The 22,946-nt window shown below is 63.6% G+C and carries 19 protein-coding genes and 2 pseudogenes; 9 read left to right on the top strand and 12 right to left on the bottom strand.

What is annotated here, in order from left to right:
• Positions 1 to 60 precede the first annotated feature (60 nt).
• Positions 61 to 528: an NUDIX hydrolase gene (locus ACV1FX_RS13305; protein WP_473118008.1), complete on the bottom strand. Its 468-nt coding sequence runs from the start codon at positions 526 to 528 to the stop codon at positions 61 to 63.
• Positions 529 to 661: 133 nt separating this feature from the next.
• Positions 662 to 1,627 carry a lytic transglycosylase domain-containing protein gene (locus ACV1FX_RS13300; protein WP_473118007.1) on the bottom strand — a complete coding sequence of 322 codons (966 nt, stop codon included), beginning with the start codon at positions 1,625 to 1,627 and terminating at the stop codon, positions 662 to 664.
• Positions 1,628 to 1,814: 187 nt separating this feature from the next.
• Between ACV1FX_RS13300 and ACV1FX_RS13295 the strand changes: the two genes are divergently transcribed.
• Positions 1,815 to 2,849 (top strand): L,D-transpeptidase, encoded by a 1,035-nt coding sequence (locus ACV1FX_RS13295; RefSeq protein ID WP_473118006.1) that lies wholly within the window; start codon positions 1,815 to 1,817, stop codon positions 2,847 to 2,849.
• 41 nt (positions 2,850 to 2,890) lie between these two features.
• Here the strand turns inward: ACV1FX_RS13295 and ACV1FX_RS13290 are convergent, their stop codons facing one another.
• Together ACV1FX_RS13290 and ACV1FX_RS13285 are read right to left on the bottom strand one after the other, a co-directional pair.
• Positions 2,891 to 3,166 (bottom strand): hypothetical protein, encoded by a 276-nt coding sequence (locus ACV1FX_RS13290; RefSeq protein WP_473118005.1) that lies wholly within the window; start codon positions 3,164 to 3,166, stop codon positions 2,891 to 2,893.
• A gap of 79 nt (positions 3,167 to 3,245) precedes the next feature.
• Positions 3,246 to 4,103, bottom strand: coding sequence for a VOC family protein (locus ACV1FX_RS13285; RefSeq protein ID WP_473118004.1), 858 nt, complete (start codon positions 4,101 to 4,103; stop codon positions 3,246 to 3,248).
• Between the two features lie 129 nt (positions 4,104 to 4,232).
• Here ACV1FX_RS13285 and ACV1FX_RS13280 point away from each other — a divergent pair, with 129 nt between their 5' ends.
• Positions 4,233 to 5,534, top strand: a complete 1,302-nt coding sequence (locus ACV1FX_RS13280; RefSeq protein WP_473118003.1) for an NAD(P)/FAD-dependent oxidoreductase — start codon at positions 4,233 to 4,235, stop codon at positions 5,532 to 5,534.
• Between the two features lie 93 nt (positions 5,535 to 5,627).
• Here ACV1FX_RS13280 and ACV1FX_RS13275 read toward each other — a convergent pair whose 3' ends face one another.
• The gene (locus ACV1FX_RS13275) at positions 5,628 to 7,037 is read right to left on the bottom strand and encodes an ABC transporter substrate-binding protein (RefSeq protein WP_473118002.1); all 1,410 of its coding nucleotides are present in this window, start codon (positions 7,035 to 7,037) and stop codon (positions 5,628 to 5,630) included.
• A 199-nt stretch (positions 7,038 to 7,236) separates the two neighbouring features.
• Here ACV1FX_RS13275 and ACV1FX_RS13270 point away from each other — a divergent pair.
• Positions 7,237 to 7,752: pseudogene (locus ACV1FX_RS13270) on the top strand (CHASE3 domain-containing protein); the annotation flags it as partial.
• Between the two features lie 156 nt (positions 7,753 to 7,908).
• Positions 7,909 to 9,093 (top strand): annotated as a pseudogene (locus ACV1FX_RS13265) (sensor histidine kinase); the annotation flags it as partial.
• A 33-nt stretch (positions 9,094 to 9,126) separates the two neighbouring features.
• Here the strand turns inward: ACV1FX_RS13265 and ACV1FX_RS13260 are convergent.
• From ACV1FX_RS13260 to ACV1FX_RS13240, 5 genes are all read right to left on the bottom strand, one after another.
• Entirely contained in the window at positions 9,127 to 10,752 is a 1,626-nt protein-coding gene (locus tag ACV1FX_RS13260) for an ABC transporter ATP-binding protein (protein WP_473118001.1), read from the bottom strand.
• Positions 10,749 to 11,579 carry an ABC transporter permease gene (locus ACV1FX_RS13255; protein WP_473118000.1) on the bottom strand — a complete coding sequence of 277 codons (831 nt, stop codon included), beginning with the start codon at positions 11,577 to 11,579 and terminating at the stop codon, positions 10,749 to 10,751. The genes ACV1FX_RS13260 and ACV1FX_RS13255 overlap by 4 nt, the downstream gene beginning before the upstream one ends.
• A gap of 1 nt (position 11,580) precedes the next feature.
• Positions 11,581 to 12,558, bottom strand: a complete 978-nt coding sequence (locus ACV1FX_RS13250; protein ID WP_473117999.1) for an ABC transporter permease — start codon at positions 12,556 to 12,558, stop codon at positions 11,581 to 11,583.
• Positions 12,559 to 12,582: 24 nt separating this feature from the next.
• On the bottom strand, positions 12,583 to 14,199 hold the full coding sequence (locus tag ACV1FX_RS13245) for an ABC transporter substrate-binding protein (RefSeq protein WP_473117998.1): 1,617 nt from the start codon (positions 14,197 to 14,199) through the stop codon (positions 12,583 to 12,585).
• Between the two features lie 150 nt (positions 14,200 to 14,349).
• A complete protein-coding gene (locus ACV1FX_RS13240) occupies positions 14,350 to 15,543 on the bottom strand; it encodes a urate hydroxylase PuuD (RefSeq protein WP_473117997.1) in 1,194 nt (397 codons plus the stop codon).
• 218 nt (positions 15,544 to 15,761) lie between these two features.
• Between ACV1FX_RS13240 and ACV1FX_RS13235 the strand changes: the two genes are divergently transcribed.
• Entirely contained in the window at positions 15,762 to 17,072 is a 1,311-nt protein-coding gene (locus tag ACV1FX_RS13235) for a PQQ-dependent sugar dehydrogenase (RefSeq protein ID WP_473118192.1), read from the top strand.
• A 109-nt stretch (positions 17,073 to 17,181) separates the two neighbouring features.
• On the opposite strand, the gene ACV1FX_RS13230 is transcribed toward ACV1FX_RS13235, so the two are convergent.
• Positions 17,182 to 17,982, bottom strand: coding sequence for an SDR family NAD(P)-dependent oxidoreductase (locus ACV1FX_RS13230; protein ID WP_473117996.1), 801 nt, complete (start codon positions 17,980 to 17,982; stop codon positions 17,182 to 17,184).
• Between the two features lie 244 nt (positions 17,983 to 18,226).
• Here ACV1FX_RS13230 and ACV1FX_RS13225 point away from each other — a divergent pair, with 244 nt between their 5' ends.
• From ACV1FX_RS13225 to cyoD, 4 genes are read left to right on the top strand one after another with little or no spacing between them, the layout of a single operon-like run.
• Entirely contained in the window at positions 18,227 to 19,060 is an 834-nt protein-coding gene (locus ACV1FX_RS13225; protein WP_473117995.1) for a cytochrome ubiquinol oxidase subunit II family protein, read from the top strand.
• Positions 19,050 to 21,050: a cytochrome o ubiquinol oxidase subunit I gene (cyoB, locus tag ACV1FX_RS13220; protein WP_473117994.1), complete on the top strand. Its 2,001-nt coding sequence runs from the start codon at positions 19,050 to 19,052 to the stop codon at positions 21,048 to 21,050. Before ACV1FX_RS13225 ends, cyoB begins: the two co-directional genes overlap by 11 nt.
• Entirely contained in the window at positions 21,050 to 21,691 is a 642-nt protein-coding gene (locus tag ACV1FX_RS13215; RefSeq protein WP_473117993.1) for a cytochrome (ubi)quinol oxidase subunit III, read from the top strand. Before cyoB ends, ACV1FX_RS13215 begins: the two co-directional genes overlap by 1 nt.
• On the top strand, positions 21,688 to 22,074 hold the full coding sequence (gene cyoD / locus ACV1FX_RS13210) for a cytochrome o ubiquinol oxidase subunit IV (RefSeq protein WP_473117992.1): 387 nt from the start codon (positions 21,688 to 21,690) through the stop codon (positions 22,072 to 22,074). Before ACV1FX_RS13215 ends, cyoD begins: the two co-directional genes overlap by 4 nt.
• Positions 22,075 to 22,145: 71 nt before the next feature.
• On the opposite strand, the gene ACV1FX_RS13205 is transcribed toward cyoD, so the two are convergent.
• On the bottom strand, positions 22,146 to 22,934 hold the full coding sequence (locus ACV1FX_RS13205) for a thermonuclease family protein (RefSeq protein ID WP_473117991.1): 789 nt from the start codon (positions 22,932 to 22,934) through the stop codon (positions 22,146 to 22,148).
• Positions 22,935 to 22,946: the final 12 nt, after the last annotated feature.

Genomic DNA, 22,946 nt, shown 5'->3' with positions numbered 1-22,946 from the left:
CGCTACTGTGCATGGGGTTGTTTTCGAGAGTTTTGAATAGGCGAGCGCGACGTTCGCGATCTATCCGTCGCCGCCGACGAGCCGCGCCAACCGATCGAGCAACGGACGCTGGCCTTGATTGATCTTCTCCCGCGCCGCATCGAGCGTGAACCATTCGGCGCGACCGACCTCGGGAAAGCTTTGCCGCTTGCCGCTATGCGGCGGCCATTCGATCTCGAACATGTTGCTGGAAATGGACCGCGGATCGATGTCGATCTCGGCGGCGAAGGCCGTGACAATCTTGCCGCCGCGTTGCTTGACCTGACCCACCTCGATCAGCGGCACCGTCAGCTCGAACCCGACCTCCTCGGCAAATTCCCGACGCGCGGCTGCCTCGGCGTCCTGTCGTTCGGGATATTCGCCCTTCGGGATGGACCACGCGCCGAGATCCTTGTTGCGCCAGAATGGCCCGCCGGGATGCACGAGCAGGATCTCGATGCCCGATGGCCGCGTCCGATAAGCGATGATCCCGGCGCTCATCAATGGCATCGCAGGTTCCGCTGGTTTCGTGCCGCACCCGTATCGAGTGCATTTCAGCACAGGCCGGGACCCGGCAAAAGATGACCGGGAGCCGTTCCATCGAGCGGCTTCCCGGTTCACGTCTCAGTTCGACGACCGCTAGCTAACGCGATGCGACGCGAACCCCGCGCGCCTTTGCGCCCCTGGCCGCGCGCGCTGCGATCATGCTGCGTGCCTTGCCGGTCCGCGCGGCAGCTGACGACGTGCTCCTCTTGATCAGCAGAGCCAGCCGCTTGCGCACGCGGTGCGCGGCGAGCTTTACCGTGGCTTCCGCGGCCTGCGCCTTCTGAATCAGCGCTGTGACGCTTGCCGCAGGCGCGGCCGAGACGAACGCGATCTCCTTGGTCTTTGAGAGTCCGCCGACGCCTTCGCACGGCGCTTCGCTTGGCAGATCAATGCGGATCGCGAGCATGTCGGCGTCCTCGATCCAGTCTTCCGCCTTGGTGCCGGTGATGATCCGGACGTAATCGCGTGTCTCGCGCGGAAGTGTGCTCTGCTTCGCCAGCCATTTCTGAATGCGGCCGCTGCCGGCATTGTAGGCGGCTGCAGCGAGGCCGAGATTGCCGAAGTCATCACGCAGCTTGCGCAGCAGCTTGGCGGACGCGGGCAGCGCCTTGAACGGATCGAAGGGATCGTCGAGCCCGACTTCGGCTGCGGTTTCCGGCATGAATTGCGCGACACCTCGCGCGCCGGCATGGCTGACCTCATTGGAGCGGAAGCGGCTCTCCTGCCAGATCAGCCGTGCAAAGAAGGCGACCGGGATCTCGCTGTTCTCGGCGGCCTCGCGGAGAGCGTGGCAGAAAGCGTCGTGCGGCGACTCCTCCGCCTTATGTTCGGTGGTGGTCTCCGCCGGCGCGTCTGACGGGGGAGGGCTATCTTGTGTGGGCGTCGCGTTCGACTGTTCGTTGGCCTTGGCGCTTTCAAACAGCGCCGCGAAGGCGGAAGAGATTTTCTCGGATGGGCTGGCTGCGAGGAGAAGATTGTTGGCGCTCGATGCCGGACTGACGGGTCCATCGAGGTCGAGCATCAGGACGAGGAACGCGGCGAGCGCCGCGAAGACGAATCGCATTGCTTGTGTGAGCCTCAATTGTGGGTGAGTTGGCTGCAAATGCGCTTCCGATAGGGACTTTTTGACGAGTCGATTGCGGCGAAGCTGCGATCTTTGGTGTTCCCTGCAGGAACACCGTATTTTCATCGCCGTGGAACTTCGTCGCGTCCCGTGACTTTACGGAGAATATTCGGGCTGAGGCTGTTGCATGTTGCGAACTCTTGCCGCCGTGGTGCTCTCGTTTCTTGCGGTGACGCCTGTCACCGCAGCCGGCCTCGACGCCGCTGCCATCAATGATGCGGCGATGCCCGCGAAGCCGACGGGATCCGACAAGCTCAGCGGCTCCATCGTCAAGCTTCAGATTCTGCTTGACCGCGCGCGCTTCTCACCAGGCGAGATCGACGGCAAGCTCGGCGAGAATGCGCAAAAGGCCTTGTCTGCGTTTGCCGAAGCAAATGAGCTGAATCTCGACAAGGCGATCACGCCGGATCTCTGGGATAAGCTCGCGGCTACGAGCGAAGGTCCGGTCATCGTCGATTACAAGATCACGGATGCGGACGTGAAGGGGCCGTTCCTCAGGAAGCTGCCCGCGAAGATGGAGGATATGAAGAGCCTGGAGGCGCTGAGTTACACCAGCCCGCGCGAAGCGCTCGCCGAGAAATTCCACATGAGTGAGTCGTTGCTCAGCGCGATCAATCCCGGAAAGACGTTCGACAAGGCGGGCGAGACAATCGCCGTTGCAAACGTCAATGGGCCGCAGAATGCGATGCCGATCGCGCGCGTCGAAATCGACAAGGCACGGCAGACGCTGAAGGCGTTCGATGCTGACGGAAAGCTCCTCGCGTTCTATCCCGCGACGGTCGGCAGTTCAGAGAAGCCGACGCCTAGCGGAACGTTGAAAGTGACGGCCGTCCACCAGAACCCGACCTATCGTTACAACCCCGAATACAGGTTCAAGGGCGTCAAATCGAGACGACCGTTCACGATCAGGCCTGGTCCGAACAACCCTGTCGGCTCCATCTGGATCAACCTGTCAGCCGAAGGCTATGGCATTCACGGGACTCCCGATCCCGGCAAGGTGAGCAAGTCGGCCTCGCACGGTTGCGTCCGCCTGACCAACTGGGATGCGCTGGTACTCGGCGCGAACCTCAAGCGAGGAACGCCGGTGATGTTCCTGGATCGGCCGGGAGAAGGGGTGGCGCCCGCGCAGAACCGGCCGATCGCAAAGAGCTCGCGAATGTAGCTTGCCTGCAAGATGATCGTCGTCTTCGGACAGGCGCGCGGTTAGCCCTGGGGAAAGTCCTTGCGCATTGCGATCTCGGCGGCGTCGCCCGGCGACAGCACGGTCTGGTCGAAGGCCGGCTGCGGTTTCGTCATGATATCGTAGAGCGAGATGCCCTTGATCGGTTTTGCCATCAGCTCGCGAACGCATTCGGCGAGGGTGCCGTTGTAGACGAGATAGGGCGGACCTCTGTCCTTGAGGCGCTGGCCCTTCAGCGAGGGCCACTTCTTCAGTTCGGCCGGCGCGTCATACGCGATCGGCGAGCTTTCTCTGAACATGCATTCGGCCCCAGGCAGACTTGGTCTGCCCGGGATCCTATGGCGAAGGGGTAAATGCCCGTTAAAAAATTAGCTAAAATCAGGCGGCAACGAAGGCCAGCAACGTGCCGTTCGCGGTGGCCGGCGCCACGCAGATTGCAGCACCGCTGCGCGAAGCCGCTGTACCGAGCGCCTTCTCGGTCGCGGCGAGATCGCGGCTCACCAGCACGAGTGCCGCACCACCACGCTCGGCAAGGCCTCCGAGTGAGACGCCGGGATAGCGCTTGCCGAGTTGGTCGAGCGTGAGGAATACGAAATCGGCGCGGTCGCCGCCGGAGGGCACCATGACGGCGCCGTCGGATTGCTCTTTTGCCTCGCGATCGATCAGGCGTGACAGGTGCGCGGCTTCCTTTGCCGGCTCGGGGCTCGCGATCAGGATCTGCTTCAGCCGCTTCGCGCCGTTGGCGTGCGTCATGAGCTCGGGAATCCATACCGTCTCGCGCGTCTTGTGCTGGCAGGCGAAGATGCGCACGCCGCCTGGCGCCTCCGCGACCGGCCAATGGAAGACGCGGAATTTCGCCGCCGACACGGTGCCGTTTGGCAGCGTCACCGGCCGTTCGAAATCGACCGGACCGCCCGGCGGAAATCCGTGCGCGCGGATCTCCTCCGCACCTGCCGTCGAATCGACCGCGGTGAAGGCGATGCGCTCGATGCCCTCGCCGTGCTTCTCGAGAAAGGCGCGCGCCGGGGCATTATGTTCTGTCGGCGCCAATACGCCGAGCAATTCCATGTAGTCAGGGTCGAACATGATGGTGTAATTGCCCGATCCCATATGCGCGCTGTGGGTGCCGCGCGGCGAGATGGTGAAGCCGAGCCGCTTGTAGTTTTCAGCGGCCTTGTCGAGATCCTTCACCATGACCACCGCGTGGTCGATTCCGATGACGTTTTTGAGGGCCACTTGATTTCCCCGGCATGAATGGGTGGATTAGGCTGCAAGGCACGACAACGCACCTGCATGCGGCTGTCAACTGCGACAGCCGCAGATGCGGTATCTCGTGACGCCTGGGGCAATTTGGGACGTTCGACGATGAGTGAATCAACCGTCACCTGGCCGAATTCGCTATGGGCTGCTGTCACGCCGCAGGGGCCGAAATTGCCGCAGCTCGTTGGAGCCGAGAAGGCCGATGTGGTCGTGGTCGGCGGCGGCTTCACGGGGCTGTCGACAGCGCTGCACCTGCGTGAAGCCGGCGTCGACGTCGCAATCGTCGAAGCGGCCGAGCCGGGCTGGGGCGCCTCCGGCCGCAACAACGGTCAGGTGATCCCGACCTTGTCGCGCCCCGATCCCGAGGACATCATCGCGCGCCATGGCGCGGTGGGCGAGCGCTTCGTTGAGCTGTTGCGCGACAGCGCATCAACGCTGTTCGACACGGCGCGGCGTTATGGCATTGATGCCGAGCAGGAGCAGGCGGGCTGGGTGCAGCCGGTGCATTCGCCGGGCCGCATCAAGATTGCGGAGCGGCGCGTGCGGCAATGGTCGAAATTCGGTGCGTCCGTCGAGCTGCTGTCGCGCGAGCAGCTGAGAGAAATGCTCGGCTCGGACGCTTGGTACGGCGGCTTCTGGAACACCACCGGCGGGCACATCAATCCGCTGGCGCTGGCGCGCGGACTGGCGCGCAGCGTGCTTGGCCTCGGCGCTCGCATCTACGAACGCTCACCGGCGGTGAGTTTTGAGCGGCGCAACGACAGATGGGTGGTCAAGACGGAGAAGGGCGAGATCTCCGGCCGTGCGCTGGTGATGGCGACCAATGCGTATAGCGCCGAGTTTTCCAAGCAGCTTGTGCCCGATATCGCGCATGAGGTGATGCCGGTGCTGTCCTGGCAGATGGCGACGCAGCCTCTGTCGGACGATGTCAGGAAGACGATCATTCCGGCGCGGCAGGCTATGTCGGACACCCATGGCGAGCTCTATTTCGCCCGCTACGATGCGCGCAATCGTCTCGTCACCGGCGGTGCCGTGATCGGACCCGGCAACAGGGCGGAGCGGCTGAAGGCGCGCGTCACCACGCGTTTGCAGCGGCTCTGGCCGCAGATCGGCGAGGTCGGTTTCGATTATGTCTGGAACGGCTATGTCGGCATGACCTCGGATTTCCTTCCGCGGATTCACAAGCTCGGGCCGAATGCCTATGGCTGGACCGGCTGCAACGGCCGCGCCGTGGCGCTGACGATCCCGCTGGGCGATCAGCTCGCCAAGGCCGTGCGCGGCGTGCCGGACAGCGAGTTGGCGCTGCCGTTCACCAATCCAGTGCCGATTCCGGCGCACGGCCTGATGCGCAGGCTCGCGCCGCTAATGCTGCTGGTGTATCGACGTCGCGACGCGCGCGAGATCTAAAGGATGATCCGGAAAAGCGTGGTTTCCGAAGAGATCATGCTTAATCCTCATCGCGCTCTAGCCGCGCATTGCGGTCGTCATGATTGCCAACGGCTACCCGCGGATCGCAGCATTCGCGCGTTCGGCGGCGGCGGGCATCACCACGTTCGCCGTCTTGTTACCGGAGACCACTTCATTGACGCCGATCATGAAGGCGTCGAGGATCCGCCGCTGCTGCGGATGGAACAGGATCGCCTTGGCACGCTCGACGTCGGCGCTTTGCAGGTTCGCCAGCGCCGCCTCGGCGGCCTGCGCGCCGAAGGCGTCCTTGAAGCCTTTGCTCGACCAGGCCGAGACGCGTGTCGTCGCAAGACCCGCCGCAGCAGACTGCAGCGAGGTCGGCCTGCTCGTCGCCCAGAGCAGGAACAGGAATGCGGCGCGCTTGTTCTGCGATTTGGAGTTCACGCAGGCCTGCCAGTGCGACATGAAAGGCACGGGCGTTTTGCCGGGCAGGTGCGGGAAGGGTGCAAACCCCGCCTGCTTGGCGACGCGGCTTTTCCCCGGGTTTGAGATGTCGGTGGCGAAGTTGCTGCTGTCGATCGCCATTGCGGTTCTCGCTTGCAGGAAATCGTCGAGCACCTGATACCATTCATAGGTGCCTACATTGGCAGGTCCTGCTTGGCTGAGCAGCCGCGCATACATGTCGATGGCCTCGATCGCCTCGGGACTGCCGAAGGCGACCGTGCCGTCCTTGTTGACCATGGATCCGCCGTAGGAGAACACGAAGCCCATCGCCGGCGGGGTCGAATTGCCGCCGGCCTGGGCCCGCATCGCAATTCCCGCCATGTCGCTGCTCTTGACCGCCTTGGCGGTGGCAAGCAGCTCGTCGAAGGTCTGCGGCACCGGCAGGTTCTTGGCTGCCAGTGCATCGGTGTTGATGAACAGGGTCATCGCCTCGGAGGTGATCGGCACGGCGTAGCGCTCGCCGTCGGACCACACCGGAAAGGCACGCGCGGTCTTCAGGAGATCGCTCTCGTCGTACCAGGCGAGATCGGTCAGGGACTTGTTGGCGTAATGGGCGTTGAGCGGCTCGAGCCATCCGCCCGAGATGCCCTGGCCGTAGGTCGTGAACATGAAAACGTCGGGCGTATTGCCGCCGCGTGCAAGCAGAACGGGAATCGCGCTCAAATAGGTGGTTTCAAGCTGGAAGTCGGTGACGACCTTGATGCCTGTGAGCTTGGTGAATTCCGGCAGCAGTGGCGTGATCGCGCTCGACCACGGATGGAGCGCGCCCATCAGCGTGATCGTCTGGCCCGCGAACTGCTTCCAGTCGATCTTGGCGTTGGCAAAGTCCGCGCCGACCTCCTCGGCGAGGCCGCTCCGCGGCCACGTCGCGAGGGCCGGCATGACGACTCCTGCCACGCCCAATGTCTTGATGAAGCCGCGCCGGCTGGTCGGCGCTTGCCCGTTACGTGAGCTTTCACGTCGCTGTTTTTCAATTGGCGGTTTTTCGTTTGGCGCCATGTTGATGCTCCTCGTTGTGGTCGGTCGTTCACAACCCGCAACCTGTGACGCGCGCCGGCTTCGTCAAAGCCGAATGATCAGCTCCACAGCCGGAGTAACATGCGGAGAATATTGAGTTTCCGGCTCCCCAATACGGGCCGGTTCATGCTAATATTCTAGCCATGCCCTGGCATTGGCACCAGAAAATGCGCCTGCGAGCATGGAAGACTTAACGCCAATGTCAATCCTTGCTTCGGGCCATACCTTGCGGTGGTTTGCGCGGCCGCTGACCCCAGTGGTTGCGGGGCTCGTCATTCTGCTCGCAGTGACCGGGATTCTCGGCCTGCATTACTGGCGCGATCGGCAGGCGCTCAACGTTTCGCTCTCGCACAGCCGCAACGTGTTCGAGACGCTCGATCGTCTCAAAGCGATCATCGCCGATCTGGAGGCCGAGCGGCACGGGTATCTTCTCACCCTCGATCCCGCTTATCTGAAGGCCTACGGCGTCTCGGATGAAAGCGTGCGACGCCAGGCCGAGGCACTCCAGGCGCTCGTCGCGAAGGACCCGTTGCAGAGCCTGCGCGCGGAACATCTTGCCCTGACCCTTTCGGCGAAACTCAAGGAGATCGACGACATCGTCAAGACGGCTGCGCGCGAATCCGGGCTGGCGGCGCTGGCGATGATCCGCGGCATGGAGGACATCCGGTCGCAAATAGACCTGATGGTCGATCACGAACGGCTCCGTCAGGTGGACCTCGACAAATCCGCCGACGAGCTCGAGCAGCGCAGGACCAGGCTCACCATCGCGGCCGTCGTTTTCGTCATCGCCCTGGCCGGCGCCGCGCTGGTGCTGGCGCGCATCGAGGCGAAGCGGCGGCGGATGGCGACCGAGGAGAACGTCAAGCTTCAGGGCGATCTGCTCGCGCGCGACAGGAAGATCCGGCGTCTGTTCGATTCCAACATCATCGGCATCATCATCTGGGATATCGACGGGCTCATCTTCGAGGCCAATGACGCATTTCTTCGCATCGTCGGATACGATCGCGAAGACCTCGCTGCAGGTCGCCTGCATCGCACGACCCTGACGCCGTCGGAATGGCATGGCCACGATCTGCACACCGTCGCCGAGCTCGAGAGGATCGGAACCGTGCAGCCGTTCGAGAAGGAATACTTCCGCAAGGATGGCAGCCGCGTTGCGGTCCTGATCGGCGGGGCGATGATGGAAGAAAGCCGAAGTCAGGGCGTCGGCTTCGTTCTCGATCTGAGCGAGCTCAAGCGGGTGGAGGCCGAGGCACGTGAGAACGAGCGGCGCTATCGCGAGGCGCTGATGGAGCTCGCACACACCAACCGCGTCACGACAATGGGCGAGCTGACCGCCTCGATCGCTCATGAAATCAGCCAGCCGATCGCCGCCACCGTTGCGAACGCGCGGGCCGGATTGAACTGGCTCGGCGCCCGGCCGCCGAATTTCGAGGAGGTCGAGCAGACGCTGGGCTGGATCATCAGCGACGGCATGCGCGCCAGCGAAATCATCGGCCGGATCCGCGCTCTCATCAAGAATGCACCGCCGCAGAAAGAGGAGCTGGAGATCAATCAGCTGGTGCGCGAAGTCATGACACTGACCCGCAGCGAAGTTCTGAAAAACGGCGTCACGGTGCGGACGCAGCTCACCGAAGCCTTGCCGCCCGTCCAGGCGGACCGGGTCCAGCTTCAGCAGGTGGTTCTCAACCTGATCATCAATGCCGTGGAGGCGATGAGCCACGTTCGCGAAGGCCCGCGCGAGCTGCTCATCTCCACCACCAGGAACGACACGAACGGCATCGTCATCAGCGTCAGGGATTCCGGCCCGGGCCTCGATCCGAAAAGCGTGAGTCGCGTGTTCGAGCCGTTCTACACTACCAAGTCTGAAGGCATGGGGATGGGGCTCGCCATCTGCCATTCGATCATCGAGGCGCATGGCGGGAAGATGTGGGCCGGCGCGAACGAACCGCGAGGAGCGGCGTTCCAATTCACTCTGCCCCTGGCGCCGGAAACCGCGCTGGTCGGAAAGGCCGCTCCGGCGCCCGCTCTAGGGTGAAACGCCGCGGCCAAATGACGCAAGCCCGCCCTGCTACACCGCCGTCTGATGTTCCCGTGCGAACGCGCCGCCCGGGACCGAGGCGAGCAGCGCCTGGGTGTAGGGATGTTCCGGCCGGCCGAACACGTCGGCCACGAGCCCGTGCTCGACGATCTCGCCGTCCTTCATGACCGCGACGAGGTCGCAGACCTGCGCCGCTACGCGCAGGTCGTGGGTGATGAAGACGATCGAGAGCCCGAGCCGTTCGCGCAATTCGCCGAGCAGCTTCAACACCTGCGCCTGTACCGACACGTCGAGCGCGGATACCGGCTCGTCCGCGATCAGGACATCCGGCTTGAGCGCAAGCGCCCGCGCGAGCCCGATGCGCTGGCGCTGCCCGCCGGAGAATTCGTGCGGGAAGCGGTCGCCGGCAGACGGATCGAGCCCGACCAGCGCGAACAGCTCCCTTGCTTCCGTCATCGCGGCCGCGCGCGGCGTGCCGTGGACGATCGGGCCCTGCGCGACCAGCTCGGCGGCCTTGCGCCGCGGATTGAGCGAGGCAAAGGGGTCCTGAAACACCATCTGGATGTGACGGGTCTCGCGGCGGATCCGGTCGCGCGGCAGCTTCGCCCAATCCTTGCCGTCGAGCAGGATCGCACCCCTGTCGGGATCGATCAGCCGCACGATGCAGCGTGCCAGCGTCGACTTGCCCGAGCCGGACTCGCCGACGATGCCGAGCGTCGCGCCCCTGGGCAACGTCAACGAAGCGTCCTTCACCGCCGTGGTGACGCGCGCGCCACGACCGAGAAAGCCGCCGGTGCGATAGGTCTTGGCAACGTTGCTGATGGTGAGGATGTTGTCGGCTGACAGCGGCCGGGGCGGCGGCGCCGTCAGCGGCGGTACGGCGGCGATGAGCTGCTTCGTGTAGGCGTGCGTCGGTCGATTCAGCACGTCATCGGCCGTACCCTGCTCCACGATCTTGCCGTGCTGCATGACCACGACGCGGTCGGCGATCTCGGCGACGACACCGAAATCGTGGGTGATGAACAGCACTGCCGTCTTCTTGCGTCGCTGGAGATCGCGGATCAGCTTCAGGATCTGCGCTTGCGTGGTGACGTCGAGCGCGGTGGTCGGTTCGTCCGCGATCAGAAGCTTCGGGTCGAGCGCCAGCGCCATCGCGATCATCGCGCGCTGGCGCTGGCCGCCGGAAAGCTCGTGCGGATAGGCCTTGGCCGCAGCCTTCGGATTGGGGATGCGGACGTCTTCGAGCAGCGACTGCACCCGCGCGCCAATTTGCGCCTTGGAGAGATCGGTGTGGATCTGGAACATCTCCGCGATCTGGTCGCCGACGGTCCGCAGCGGATTGAGCGCCGTCATCGGCTCCTGAAAGATCATGGCGATGCCGGCGCCACGCACCTCGCGCATCGCAGCCGGATCGGCCGTGCAGAGATCGCGGCCGTCGAACATCATCCGGCCGGCCTCGATTCCGACCTCGCCCGGCAACAACCGCATAATGGCATTGGCCATCATCGACTTGCCCGACCCGGATTCGCCGACGACGCAGAGGATCTCGTTCGAGGCGATCGACAGCGACACGTCGTTCAGCGCATGCGTGCGATCGGCCCCCTTGGGCAGGCGCACGCTGAGGCCTTCCAGGATGAGAACCGGCTGCTCGCTCATCGGCGCTTTAGCCTCGGATTGAGTGCGTCGTTCAAGCCCTGGCCGACCAGCGATACCGCAAGCACGGTGATAAGGATGGCGATGCCGGGAATGGCCGAGACGTACCACTGTACGCGCAGCACGTCGCGCCCGAGGCCGATGAGGTTGCCCCAGGATGCCACGTTGGGATCGGAAAGCCGCAGGAAGGCGAGTGCGCTCTCAAGCAGGATCGAGAGCGCCATCACCACGCTGGCATAAACGATCACCGGCGGCAGCGCGTTGGGCAGGATCTCGCCGAGGATGAGCTGGAGGTCTCTCATGCCGAGCGTGCGTCCGGCCTGCACGAATTCGCGGTTGCGCAGCGACAGGAATTCGGCGCGGGTCAGCCGCGCCGGCGCTGGCCAGGACACGATGCCGATCGCGATTGTCACGGTCGTCAGCGTCGAGCCAAACACGGCGACCAGCACGAGCAACAGCACGAAGTTCGGCAGCGTCTGGAATGCTTCCGTAATTCGCATCAGGATGTTGTCGACCCAGCCTCCATAGTAGCCGGCAAACGCCCCGATCAGCGTGCCGATCGCAACCGCGATCACGGTGGCAACGCCCCCGATCAGGAGCGAGATCCGCGCGCCGTAGAATATCTGCGCCGCGATATCGCGTCCCGAATTGTCGGTGCCGAGCGGGAATCGCGGATTGGTGAACGGCCACACCAGCGGCCGGCCGGCGAGCGCGAGCGGATCGCGCGGATAGAGCACGCCGGCCGAGATCGCTATCGCGATCACGGCGAGCAGGAGCACCAGGCCGATCACGGCCGCGGGGCTGCGGAAATATCGCTTTGCGATGTCCATCTCAGCCCTCCGCCGAGATGCGCGGATCGAGCCGCGCGTAGAGGAGGTCGACGACGAAATTGACGACGATGACCAGGAGCGCTGAGACGAAAACGATGCCGAGCAGGGTGTTGAGATCGCGCTGGATCACGGATTCGTAAGCGAGCCGCCCGAGACCGGGCAGCGAGAACACGCTCTCGACCACCACCGAGCCGCCCAGCATGGTGCCGGCCTGCAGGCCGATCAGCGTCACCATCGGCAGCAGCGCGTTGCGCAGCACGTGCCCCGTGACGACGCGGGTCTCGTCCAGACCCTTGGCCCGCGCGGTGCGGACATAGTCGAGGTTCAAGACCTCGAGCATCGAGGCACGCATGATGCGCAGGTAGATCGCAAGGAAGATCAGCCCGAGCGTCAGCGTCGGCAGGATGAGGTGCCGCGCTATATCGATGATGCGGAAGATGCCAGTCCGCACTTCGCCGATATCCTCGAAGCCACCGGCGGGCAGCCATTGCAGATAGATCGAGAATACGACGATCGCCATCAGGCCGAACCAGAACGATGGCGTGGCGTAGAAGATCAGGCCCAGCGTCGAGATCAGCGTGTCCGGCCATTTGTTGACGGCGCGCGAGGCGATCACGCCGAATACGAGGCCAAAGAAGAATGCGAAGGACAGCGAGGCCGTCATCAGGAGGATGGTCGGGGGCAGCCGCTCCATGATCACGGTCGCGACCGGCTTGCCGTAGATCGAGGAGAAGCCGAGATCGAGCCGCACCAGATGCCAGAGATAGTTGGCGAGTTGCGCAGGGATCGACAGATCGAGCCCGTAGAATTTGCGCAGCTCGCGCGCAGTCGCGGCGTCGCCGCCGCCCATCTGGGCCATCAGGGCGTCGACCGTGTCTCCCGGCGCGAGTTGCAGCAGCAGGAAGACGCCGATCAGGATCAGGAACAGTGTCGGGATCGAGGCGGCGAGCCGCCGCCCCGCAAGGCCTATGATGCGCATGGCATCATCTTGACGAAAAACCGATCACGCGGAAAGCCAAAGATCGTGCCAGCTCGACGAGCCCCAGCGCGGGGTGTTGGAGTGGTTGCGGGCCTTGGCCGTGATCACGGTGACGAAGATCTGCTCGATCGGCATCCAGACCGGCAGCTCCGTGTTCACCTCCTTGACGAACTCGGCGTAGAGCGTCTTGCGCTTGGCGGGATCGAGCTCGGTGAGGGCATCGTCGATCGTCTTGTCGACCTGCTTGTCCTCCCAGTCCCACTGGTTGGTCCAGGGCGCGCCCTTAGGCTGGCCGGAGCGATACCACACAGTGGTCGAGACGGCGGGGTCGTTGCGGTACTGGTGCCAGCCGGTTGCGAGATCGAAGGCGTGGTCATCATAGACCTGCTTGAGGAAGCCGCCGCCGTCATTGCGCACGATGTCGACGGTGATGCCGACGTCCTTCAGCGATTGCTGGATGAAGGTCGACCACAGCGAGATGTCCTCGCCCCATGGCGCGGGCAGCAGTTTCAGCGAGAAGCGGGCGCCGCCGGCGCCGGCCTTGTAGCCGGCCTCATCAAGAAGCGCGGCCGCCTTGCCCTTGTCGTAGGGGTATTGCGGCGTGTTCGGACCCGGATAGAAATCCGTCGAGGTCGACGGAATAGGGCCGGTGCCGAGCTTGGCAAAATCGCCCAAGAAATTCTCGATGAAGAAGGGCACGTCGATCGCATGCGCGATCGCGCGGCGCACACGGATGTCGGACAATTCCTTGCGGCGGAAGTTGAACTCGATGGTGTTGGTGCGCGCGTTGCCCTCATTGCCCTTGGTGGTGACGATGAAGCGCTTGTCCTTGCCAAGTCGCGCCATGTCGGAGATCGTGAGCCCGGAGAACGGCGAGTATTGCAGCTCGCCGGCTTCCATCTGCGCCGCGGCTGCCGCTCGGTCGGTGATCACCTTCCAGACGATGCGGTCGAGATAGGGTGCATTGGGCCGCCAGTAGTCGGGGTTGCGGTCGGCGATGATGTATTGTCCGCGCTCATACTTGACGAACTTGAACGGGCCCGTGCCGACCGGGGCGAGGTTGACCGGGTTCTGCCTGATGTCGCCGGTCTCATAGAGATGCTTTGCGGAGATGTAGCCGAGGTCGGGGAGGGCGCGCAGCAACAGGTTGAGCGGCATCGGCCGCTCGTAGCGGAAGATCGCGGTCTGCGGATCGGGCGTATCGACGGCGGTGAGGAAGAGCTGCAGCGTCGAGCCGTAGTTCAAAATCTTCTTCCACATGTTCATCGCGGTGAACGCGACGTCTTCTGACGTGAAAGGCTTGCCGTCGTGCCAGGTCACACCCTTACGCAGCTTGAACGTGATGGTTTTGCCATCAGGTGAGGATTCCCAGCTCTCGGCGAGCACGCCGACAGGCTTGCCGTCGGCATCGAGATCGACCAGGCTCTCCTGGATCTTGCCGCCGATGATGTAGACGCCGGTGGACGCCTGAATGCTCGGATTGAGCTGACGCTGTTCGGCGCCGTAATGGACGTTGAACACGCCGCCCTTCTTCGGGGTCTCCTGCGCAAACGCCCGCATCGGGTTGATGACGTTGGCGGCGATCGCCGCCGAGGTCAGGAGCGCCGTGCGGCGATTGATTTCGAGGCGGGTCAAATCCATAGGACGTCTCCAAACTGACTTATAGTCCGACCTGCGGCCGCACGGGTTCCCTATCTACGCCGGACGGGCGCTCAAGTCATTTTGAAATGGTCTGCAATTGCGGAATATCCTTCCGCAAAGCGTCGCATGGACGCGTCACCGAGATTGGCGTCAGCGGTCGGTCTGCGCGATATAGGCGGCCAGCACCGCGCGTTCCTCGCCGGTCATTTCGGTGATGTTGCCGGGCGGCATCGCGCTCGACCATGCAGCGACGCGTCCGATCAACCTGATGTTGCGCTGAATGTGCTGGGGCGCATCGAGCAGGATGCCCTTCGGCGCGGTGACGATGCCGGCCCACACAGGCTCTGCGGCATGGCACATGCTGCAGCGGGACATCACGATCTCTTCGACATCGGCAAGCGTCGGCTGCGCGGCAAGCGTGCTGGTCTTCACCTCGCGCGGGCCGGCGGCCGAGAGAAAGCCGATCGCGATCACGCCGGCTGCCGCCACGCCCCACACCCACCACGGGGATTTGCGGCCCGCATGGCGCTCGTTGAAGAAATGCCGGATCACCGGCCCCAGCGCCAGCACGATCGCGACGATGATCCAGTTGAAGCGCGTCGCATACAGCAGGGGGTAGTGGTTGCTGATCATCAGCACGACGACGGGGAGCGTCAGATAGTTGTTGTGGACCGATCGCTCCTTGCTGGTCTTGCCGAGCTTGGGATCGGGCGATTGCCCCGCGATCAGAGCGGCGACGATTTTTTTCTGGTTCGGGATGATCACCGCAAAGACGTTGGCGACCATGATGGTGCCGATGATCGCGCCGATCTGGTTGAACGCGCCGCGGCCGCTCAGCACATGCGTAAAGGCATAGGTCAGCGCGACCAGAAACAGATAGCCGCCGATCGCAAAGCCGAGCTCGCGCTGGGCAAGGCCGGTGCGGCAGGCGATTTCGTAGAGCAGCCACGCTAGCGCGAGACTGCAAAAGCTGAACAGGCCCGCCTGAGCTGGTGTGAGGTCAAGGATCGATTTGTCGACGAGAAACAGGTCGGCATCGAGATAATAGACCACCACCATCAGCGCAAAGCCGGAGAGCCAGGTGGTGTAGGCCTCCCATTTGAACCAGGTGAGCTCCTCCGGCATCTGGCTTGGGGCAACCAGATATTTCATGATCCGGTAAAAGCCGCCGCCATGCACCTGCCAGGCTTCGCCCTGCACGCCGCCAGGCAAATCGCGCTCCGGTTTCAGGCTGAGGTCGAGATGGATGAAGTAGAACGAGCTGCCGATCCATGCGATCGCTGCGACCACGTGCAGCCAGCGCAGGAGCAGGCTCGCCCATTCCGAGATGATGGATCCCCACATGCTTACCCCATCCGTCGCGACGTCGATGCCGCAGCTTTGATGACCGCAACCGGCGGCCCCGCCCTTACAATGTGTCGCACTGATCGACAGGATTTTCCAGCAGGACGGCATTACGCATTGCACATCCTGCGGGCATGAGTTGATGTGCGATTCGGCACTCGAAGGCTGCGGAGGAACTCGTGACGAAGTACCCTGGACGTCCGGTCAAGCCGGCTTTTGTGTCTGCACTGCTCGTGGCTGCGATCGGTACCGCCGCTTCGGCAGAACCGGTGCTGAAAGGCAAGGAGGCCTACGGCAGTTGGCAGGCCGACAAGCCCGGCACGGTCAGGTTGATCCGGCCAGAGGATCTGCCTGCGCCGGGCGCGTCGCGATCGGTCGCCAATGCCTCCTCCGTGGTGGCGCGGCCCGCGGAAGCGATGCCGCTCGTGCCAGACGGTTTCAAGATCGAGCTGCTTGCCGAGGGCCTGTCCGGCCCCCGCATCCTGCGCGTCGCACCGAATGGCGACATTTTCGTCGCTGAAACACGGGCAGGGCGCGTCCGCGCGCTGCGCGCGGACGGCGCGAAGATCGTGGCGAATGAGATATTCGCCAGCGGGCTGAACCGACCGTTCGGCATCGCCTTCTTCCCGAACGGTGACAATCCGCAATGGGTCTATGTCGCCAACACCGACAGCGTCGTCCGTTTCGCCTATCGCAGCGGCGACCTCAAGGCATCCGGCAAGGCGGAGACGGTCGTCGCGAACCTCGCGCACGGCACCGGCCATTCCACCCGCGACATCGTCTTCACGCCGGATAACAAGCGCATGTTCGTCTCGGTTGGCTCGGCTGGCAATGCCGGCGAAGGCATGGGCAATCCGCCTGGCGGGCTCGAGGCGTGGTCACGCGCGCAGCCGCTCGGTGCATCCTGGGGCTATGAAGCCGAGCGTGCAGCGGTGCTGGTTTTCGACGCGGACGGCAAGAACAGAAAGCTCTACGCCACCGGCATCCGCAACTGCGTCGGCCTTGCCATCGAGCCACGAAGCGGCCTGCCGTGGTGCTCGACCAACGAACGCGATGGCCTGGGCGACGATCTCGTGCCGGATTACGTGACGAGCGTACGGGAAGGCGCGTTCTATGGCTGGCCGTGGTTCTATATCGGTGCCAACGAAGACCCGCGCCATGCCGGCGCGCGGCCGGACCTGAAGGACAAGGTGACGATTCCCGACGTGCTGCTCCAGCCGCACTCCGCATCGCTCGGCATGACATTCTATCAGGGCAGCAATTTCCCGGCCGACTATCGAGGCGACGCCTTTGCCGCCGAGCACGGGTCATGGAACAGGTCCAAGCGCACCGGCTACAAGGTCGTTCGCATCAGGATGAAGGACGGCAAGCCAACCGGCGAGTACGAAGACTTCGTCACCGGCTTCGTCGTCAACGACAGCGACGTCTGGGGAAGGCCGGTCGGCGTCGCTGTCGCGAAAGACGGCGCGCTGCTGATCTCGGAAGACGGCAACGGCACCATCTGGCGCGTGACGCACGCGCCGCAGTGACGCTGCAGCCTCTCCGACGAGAGCGCTCACCTTTCCTCACGCCAAGTGCGCGTTTCGCGCCACCTTGTCCCGCAAGGGAGAAGGAAGAGCGCATCGTGCTCGCTCCAGCTCATCCCCTGATCACACTCGCCCCGCCATCCACGGGCAGCGTCACACCGGTGATGAAGTTCGCTTCATCCGAGGCAAGGAACAGCGCAGCGTTTGCGACGTCCCATGCCGTGCCCATCTTCCTGCGCAGCGGCACCTTGCTGTCGCGTTCGGCCTCGACCTCGGCGCGGGTTTTCTTCCATTCGCGGGCGCGGGTCTCGACGGCCATCGGCGTGTTCATCAGGCCCGGCAGGATGACGTTGGCGCGGATGCCGTATTCGGCATTCTGATAAGCGAGCTGTTCGGTGAAGGCGATCATCGCCGACTTCGTCGCCTTGTAGGCGACATAGGGATAGGTGGTGATCGCGGCCATCGAGGAGATGTTGATGATCGCGCCGCTTCCTTGCGCCCGCATGATCGGGATTACCTCCTTTGCCGCGAGGATGCAGCTCTTCAGATTGATGGCGACCACGCGGTCGAATGCCTCTTCGGTCAGTTTCAGGAGCTCGGCGTCGCCGCCGCCGAGACTGACGCCGACATTATTGTGCAGGATATCGATGCGTCCCCAGCGCGCCTGCGCGTCGGCCACCATGGCCTTAATGTCGGCAGTCCTGGTCACGTCGGCCTTGAAGGCAGCGGCCGTGCCTTGGCTCGCAGCGATCATCGCGACGGTCTGTTGTGCCGATTCGAGATTGTGATCGACGCAGACAACTTTCGCGCCCTCGCGTGCAAAGGTCAGCGCGGTGGCGCGGCCATTGCCCATGCCCTCGCCGGGGCTCTGCCCGGCACCCACCACGATAGCGACCTTGTCCTTCAAGCGCATGACGTTTTCTCCCTGCTTTTTCATCACGATAGCAATCGTTCTCCGTCAGGAGAAGATCGGCCCTGCGCCGCCTGCTGCCCGATGTCCCGCCAAACCTGCATGGCTCCGTTGAACCGGCCAAAGCGCATGCCCGCGCAATCACTTGCGGTTGCGCCGGAACTCGATCACGTGAACGACGTTTGTTGCCGGTATCATTCCGCGCTAGGCTGTCGTCCGGGGCTTCCCAATCGCCAGTGGCTTGCCGATGAATCTGCTCGATCCACAAGGGCCTGTTGCTGTCGCCAACAGTACGATTCTCGTCGATTCCGTTTTCATCATGCTGACGATCGTGGTGCCGACGATTGTCGCCATCCTCGGCTTCGCCTGGTGGTTTCGCGCCTCCAATTCCCAAGCGCAGTATCAACCCGACTTCGTCTATTCGGGACGCGTGGAAATGGTGGTGTGGGCGATCCCGGCGCTCACCATCATCCTGCTCGGTGGTGTGGCCTGGATCGGCTCGCACCAGCTCGATCCCCGCGCGCCGGTGCCGGGGACCGGGAGCCCGGTGCGCATCCAGGCGGTGTCGCTCGACTGGAAATGGCTCTTCATCTATCCCGACCAGCGGATCGCGACCATCAATTCCCTGACGGTGCCTGCCGGTGCCGAGCTGAACTTCCAGCTCACGTCGTCGAGCGTGATGAACGTGTTCTTCATCCCGCAACTCGGCAGCATGATCTACACCATGAACGGCATGGTGACGCGGCTCAATTTACGTGCCGACAATGAAGGCAAGCTGCAGGGCCTGTCGGCGCATTTCTCCGGCGACGGCTTTCCCGAGATGATGTTCGACGTCAACGTGATCTCGCCGCTCGCTTTTCCGGACTGGGTGACGGGCACGGCGAAATCCGACCAGGTGCTCAACGAGGACAGCTACAAGAAGCTGATGCAGCAGTCCGTCGAGCGGGGCAGGCCGATCTATCGTCTCGAAGACCCGCGCCTGTTCGACTTGATCGCGACCCAGCACATTCCACCGGGACCGGGCCCGCAACTGACCTCGGACGCCGGGCGGGAGCACAGCGGAGATCACGATGCTCGGTAAGCTTGATTGGTCGGCGATCCCGTTCGACCAGCCGATCCCGCTGGTCGCAGGCGGCGTGGTGCTGGTCGGGATCCTCGCGGTGCTGGCCTGGGTCGTGGCGAAGGGGCATCTGCCCTATCTCTGGCACGAATGGATCACCAGCGTCGATCACAAGCGCATCGGTGTCATGTACATCCTGCTCGCCTCGGTCATGCTGCTGCGCGGCGGCAGCGATGCCATCATGATGCGGATTCAGCAGGCCGTCTCCTACCAGTCGCAAGGCTATCTGCCGCCGGAGCACTACAACCAGATCTTCTCGGCCCACGGCACCATCATGATCTTCTTCGTGGCGATGCCGTTCGTGATCGGCCTGATGAACCTCGTGGTCCCCTTGCAGCTCGGCGTGCGCGACGTCGCCTTTCCGACCCTCAACTCGGTCGGCTTCTGGCTGACGGCCACCGGCGCGCTGCTGGTCAACATGTCTCTCGTGATCGGCGAGTTCGCGCGCACCGGCTGGCTCGCCTTTCCGCCACTATCGGAGCTGACTTACTCGCCCGGTGTCGGCGTCGACTACTATGCCTGGTCGCTCCAGATATCCGGCGTCGGGACGCTGGTGGCTGGCATCAATCTCGTCACGACGGTTTTGAAGCTGCGTACAAAGGGCATGAGCTATCTGCGTATGCCGATGTTCTGCTGGACGACGCTGGCCTCAAACCTGCTGATCGTCGCGGCGTTCCCGATCCTCACCGCCACGCTCGCGATGTTGCTGCTCGACCGGTATCTCGGCTTCCATTTCTTCACCAATGAAGCCGGCGGCAACGTCATGATGTTCATGAACCTGATCTGGGCCTGGGGGCATCCCGAGGTCTACATCCTCGTGCTGCCGGCCTTCGGCATCTTCTCTGAGGTGGTGTCGACCTTCTCCGGCAAGCCGCTGTTCGGCTACCGCTCCATGGTGCTCGCCACCATGGCCATCTGCGTCATCTCCTTCATGGTGTGGCTGCATCACTTCTTCACGATGGGCGCGGGGCCTGACGTCAACGCCATCTTCGGCATCGCCAGCATGATCATCGCGGTGCCGACGGGCGTGAAGATCTACAACTGGCTGTTCACGATGTATGGCGGCCGCATCCGCTTCATGACGCCGATGCTGTGGTCGGTCGGCTTCATGGTGACCTTCATCATCGGCGGCCTGACCGGAGTCCTCGTCGCGGTGCCGCCGGCCGACTTCATGCTGCACAACAGCATGTTCCTCGTCGCGCACTTCCACAACGTCATCATCGGCGGCGTTCTGTTCGGCGTCTTCGCCGGCTTCGAATACTGGTTCCCCAAGGCCTTCGGCTTCCGCCTCGACGAGCGCTGGGGCAGGGCGGGGTTCTGGTTCACCTTTATCGGCTTCTACGTCACCTTCATGCCGCTCTATGTCGCGGGCATGCTCGGCATGACGCGGCGCTTGCAGCACTACGATGTCGCAGCGTGGCGGCCCTGGATGTTCGTGGCGGCGATCGGCATGGCCGTGCTGTCGGTCGGCGTCGTCTGCCAGGTCATGCAGCTCGTCGTCAGCATCCGCAACCGCGAGCAGCTCCGCGACCGCACCGGCGATCCCTGGGATGGCCGGTCGCTGGAATGGGCGACGTCGTCGCCGCCGCCGGTGTTCAACTTCGCCTTTTATCCGGACGTACGCGGTGAGGACGCCTATTGGGCTCTGAAGCTGCACGCCAAGCAGCAACAATTGGAGCACGAGGAGGTTGAATACCAGGATATCGAGATGCCGCGGAATTCGCCGACGGGCTTCGTCTGCGCCTTCTTTGCCTCGGTCACGGGCTTTGCGCTGATCTGGCACATCTGGTGGATGGTGATTCTGGGCTGCCTCGGGGCGTTCGCGACCTTCGTCGTGTTCGCCTGGCGCGACCATGACGAGTACGTCATTCCGGCCGCCGAAGTCGCAGCGATCGATCGCGCCAATCTCGAAGAACGGCGCAACATGGTCAGCTTGGCGGGGGCGCTCTGATGTCCATGACCGCAACCTTGGGGCACGCGCAGGCTGATCCGCATCATATCGGTCGCGCCACCGAGCATCTGGGACCTGCGCCGAAGCGTATCGTGACGGCCTACGGTTTCTGGGTCTTCCTGCTCTCCGATATCGTGATGTTCTCCTGCTTCTTCGCGGCCTATGCGGTGCTGGTAGGGCAGACGGCCGATGGCCCAAAGGGCTCGGAAATCTTCGAGCAGCGGAATGTGGCGATCGAGACGGTCTGCCTGTTGCTGTCCAGCTTCACCTGCGGCATGGCGAGCATTGCCGCCGACATCCGCAACCGGCTCTGGTTCTACCTCGGCATGGCTGTGACCTGTGTGCTGGGGCTAGCGTTCCTCACCATCGAATTCCGCGAATTCGCCGATCTGGTTTCCCGTGGTTACGGACCTTCGCGCAGCGCGTTCCTGACGGCTTTCTTCTCGCTCGTCGGATGCCACGGTCTGCATGTCACTGCTGGCGTGCTGTGGCTGCTCACCATGATGGCCCAGGTCTTCGCCAAGGGCTTTCGCGCCGACATTCTGCGCCGCATGATGTGCTTTGCGCTGTTCTGGCACGCGCTCGACATCATCTGGGTCGCGGTCTTTTCCGTCGTCTATCTGCTTGGGAGTGGCGTATGAGCGATCTGACGCACCGCCCGGTCGAACATGACCTCGCGCCTGGCGAGGAAGAGGTACACAGCGTCGGCGAGCGGATCACAGGCTATGTCGTCGGCCTTGTCCTTGCCCTCCTGCTGACGGCGACGTCGTTTTTCATCGCCGGCACCAACCTCGTCTGGCAGCCTTCGATCCCCATCGCCATCATCGTGCTCGCGATCGCCCAGATGGGCGTGCATCTCGTGTTCTTCCTGCACATCACCACCGGCCCCGACAACACCAACAACGTGCTGGCGCTGGCGTTCGGGCTGCTGATCGTATTCCTGGTGGTCGGCGGCTCGGTCTGGATCATGTCGCATTTGAACGAGAACATGCCGGCAATGGACCAGATCATGCGCATGCAGTGAGGCGAGCACGGCGCTCGGATTCCCTCGCCCCGCTTGCGCGGAGCGGCGAAGATCGCGCCGCCCCCCTCAGATCACTTCGGTCGCCGGCAATTGTACGCCTTGCGGAAGCCCGCAGCCAAAGCGTCGTCCTCCGAGCAGAACCAGCGGTCCGGCTTTGTCGTCGCCGGATAGCTGGGGCAGCCCCGCAGATGATAGATGCCGATATTGCCGGTGACGCGTGCGCGCACCGCGAGCTTGCCCTTGATGCTGCAATTCGGCGGCATGGTCGGCTCGTCCGGAAACAGCACCGCGCGGATTTCCTTGTCGCGGTCGGGGCGGCAGGCCGCGCCGAGCAGCGCGCCGTCCTTCTTGCCGGTGCGGAATTCTTGCGGTGCAACAAAACATCCCTTCCAGATGCCGGCCGAATTCGTCTTGGCCTCGGCAGCGGCCGGCTTGACGTTCGCCTTGATCGGCTCGCGCGCAGTGGCAAAGCCAAGGCGAAGGAGCTGTTCGTTCAGGCTCGTCTTGTCGCCCTCGGCCGTGCAGATGGCACGATGACGCTTGCCAAAGCTCTTCTCGGGCCCGACATCGTCGCAGCGTACGTTGCGGCCGTTGATCAGCTTTGCAAGTTGATCGCGCGCCTCGAGCCCGCAGGTCCAGGGATCGGCGTGGTCGTCGATGCAGACCTGGTCCAGTTCCGGCGCGTCGACACCGTCGAGCCGGTAGGTCGCATCGCCGAGCTGGATGGAGTTGCCGTCTCGCGCCGTCGCGCTGGCCGTTATGGCGAAGCTGGGTCCGGTATCGGCGATGCAGCCGAGGATAGCGAGAAACAAGACAAGCGCGGCAGCGCGGCCGGCGGCAAAGGAATTTTGGAAGGACATACGTTCTCGCTA

The sequence above is a fragment of the Bradyrhizobium ingae genome (assembly GCF_055791185.1).
The sequence above is the reverse complement of the archived record's forward strand: the minus strand, read 5'-3'. Positions and strand labels throughout refer to the sequence as shown.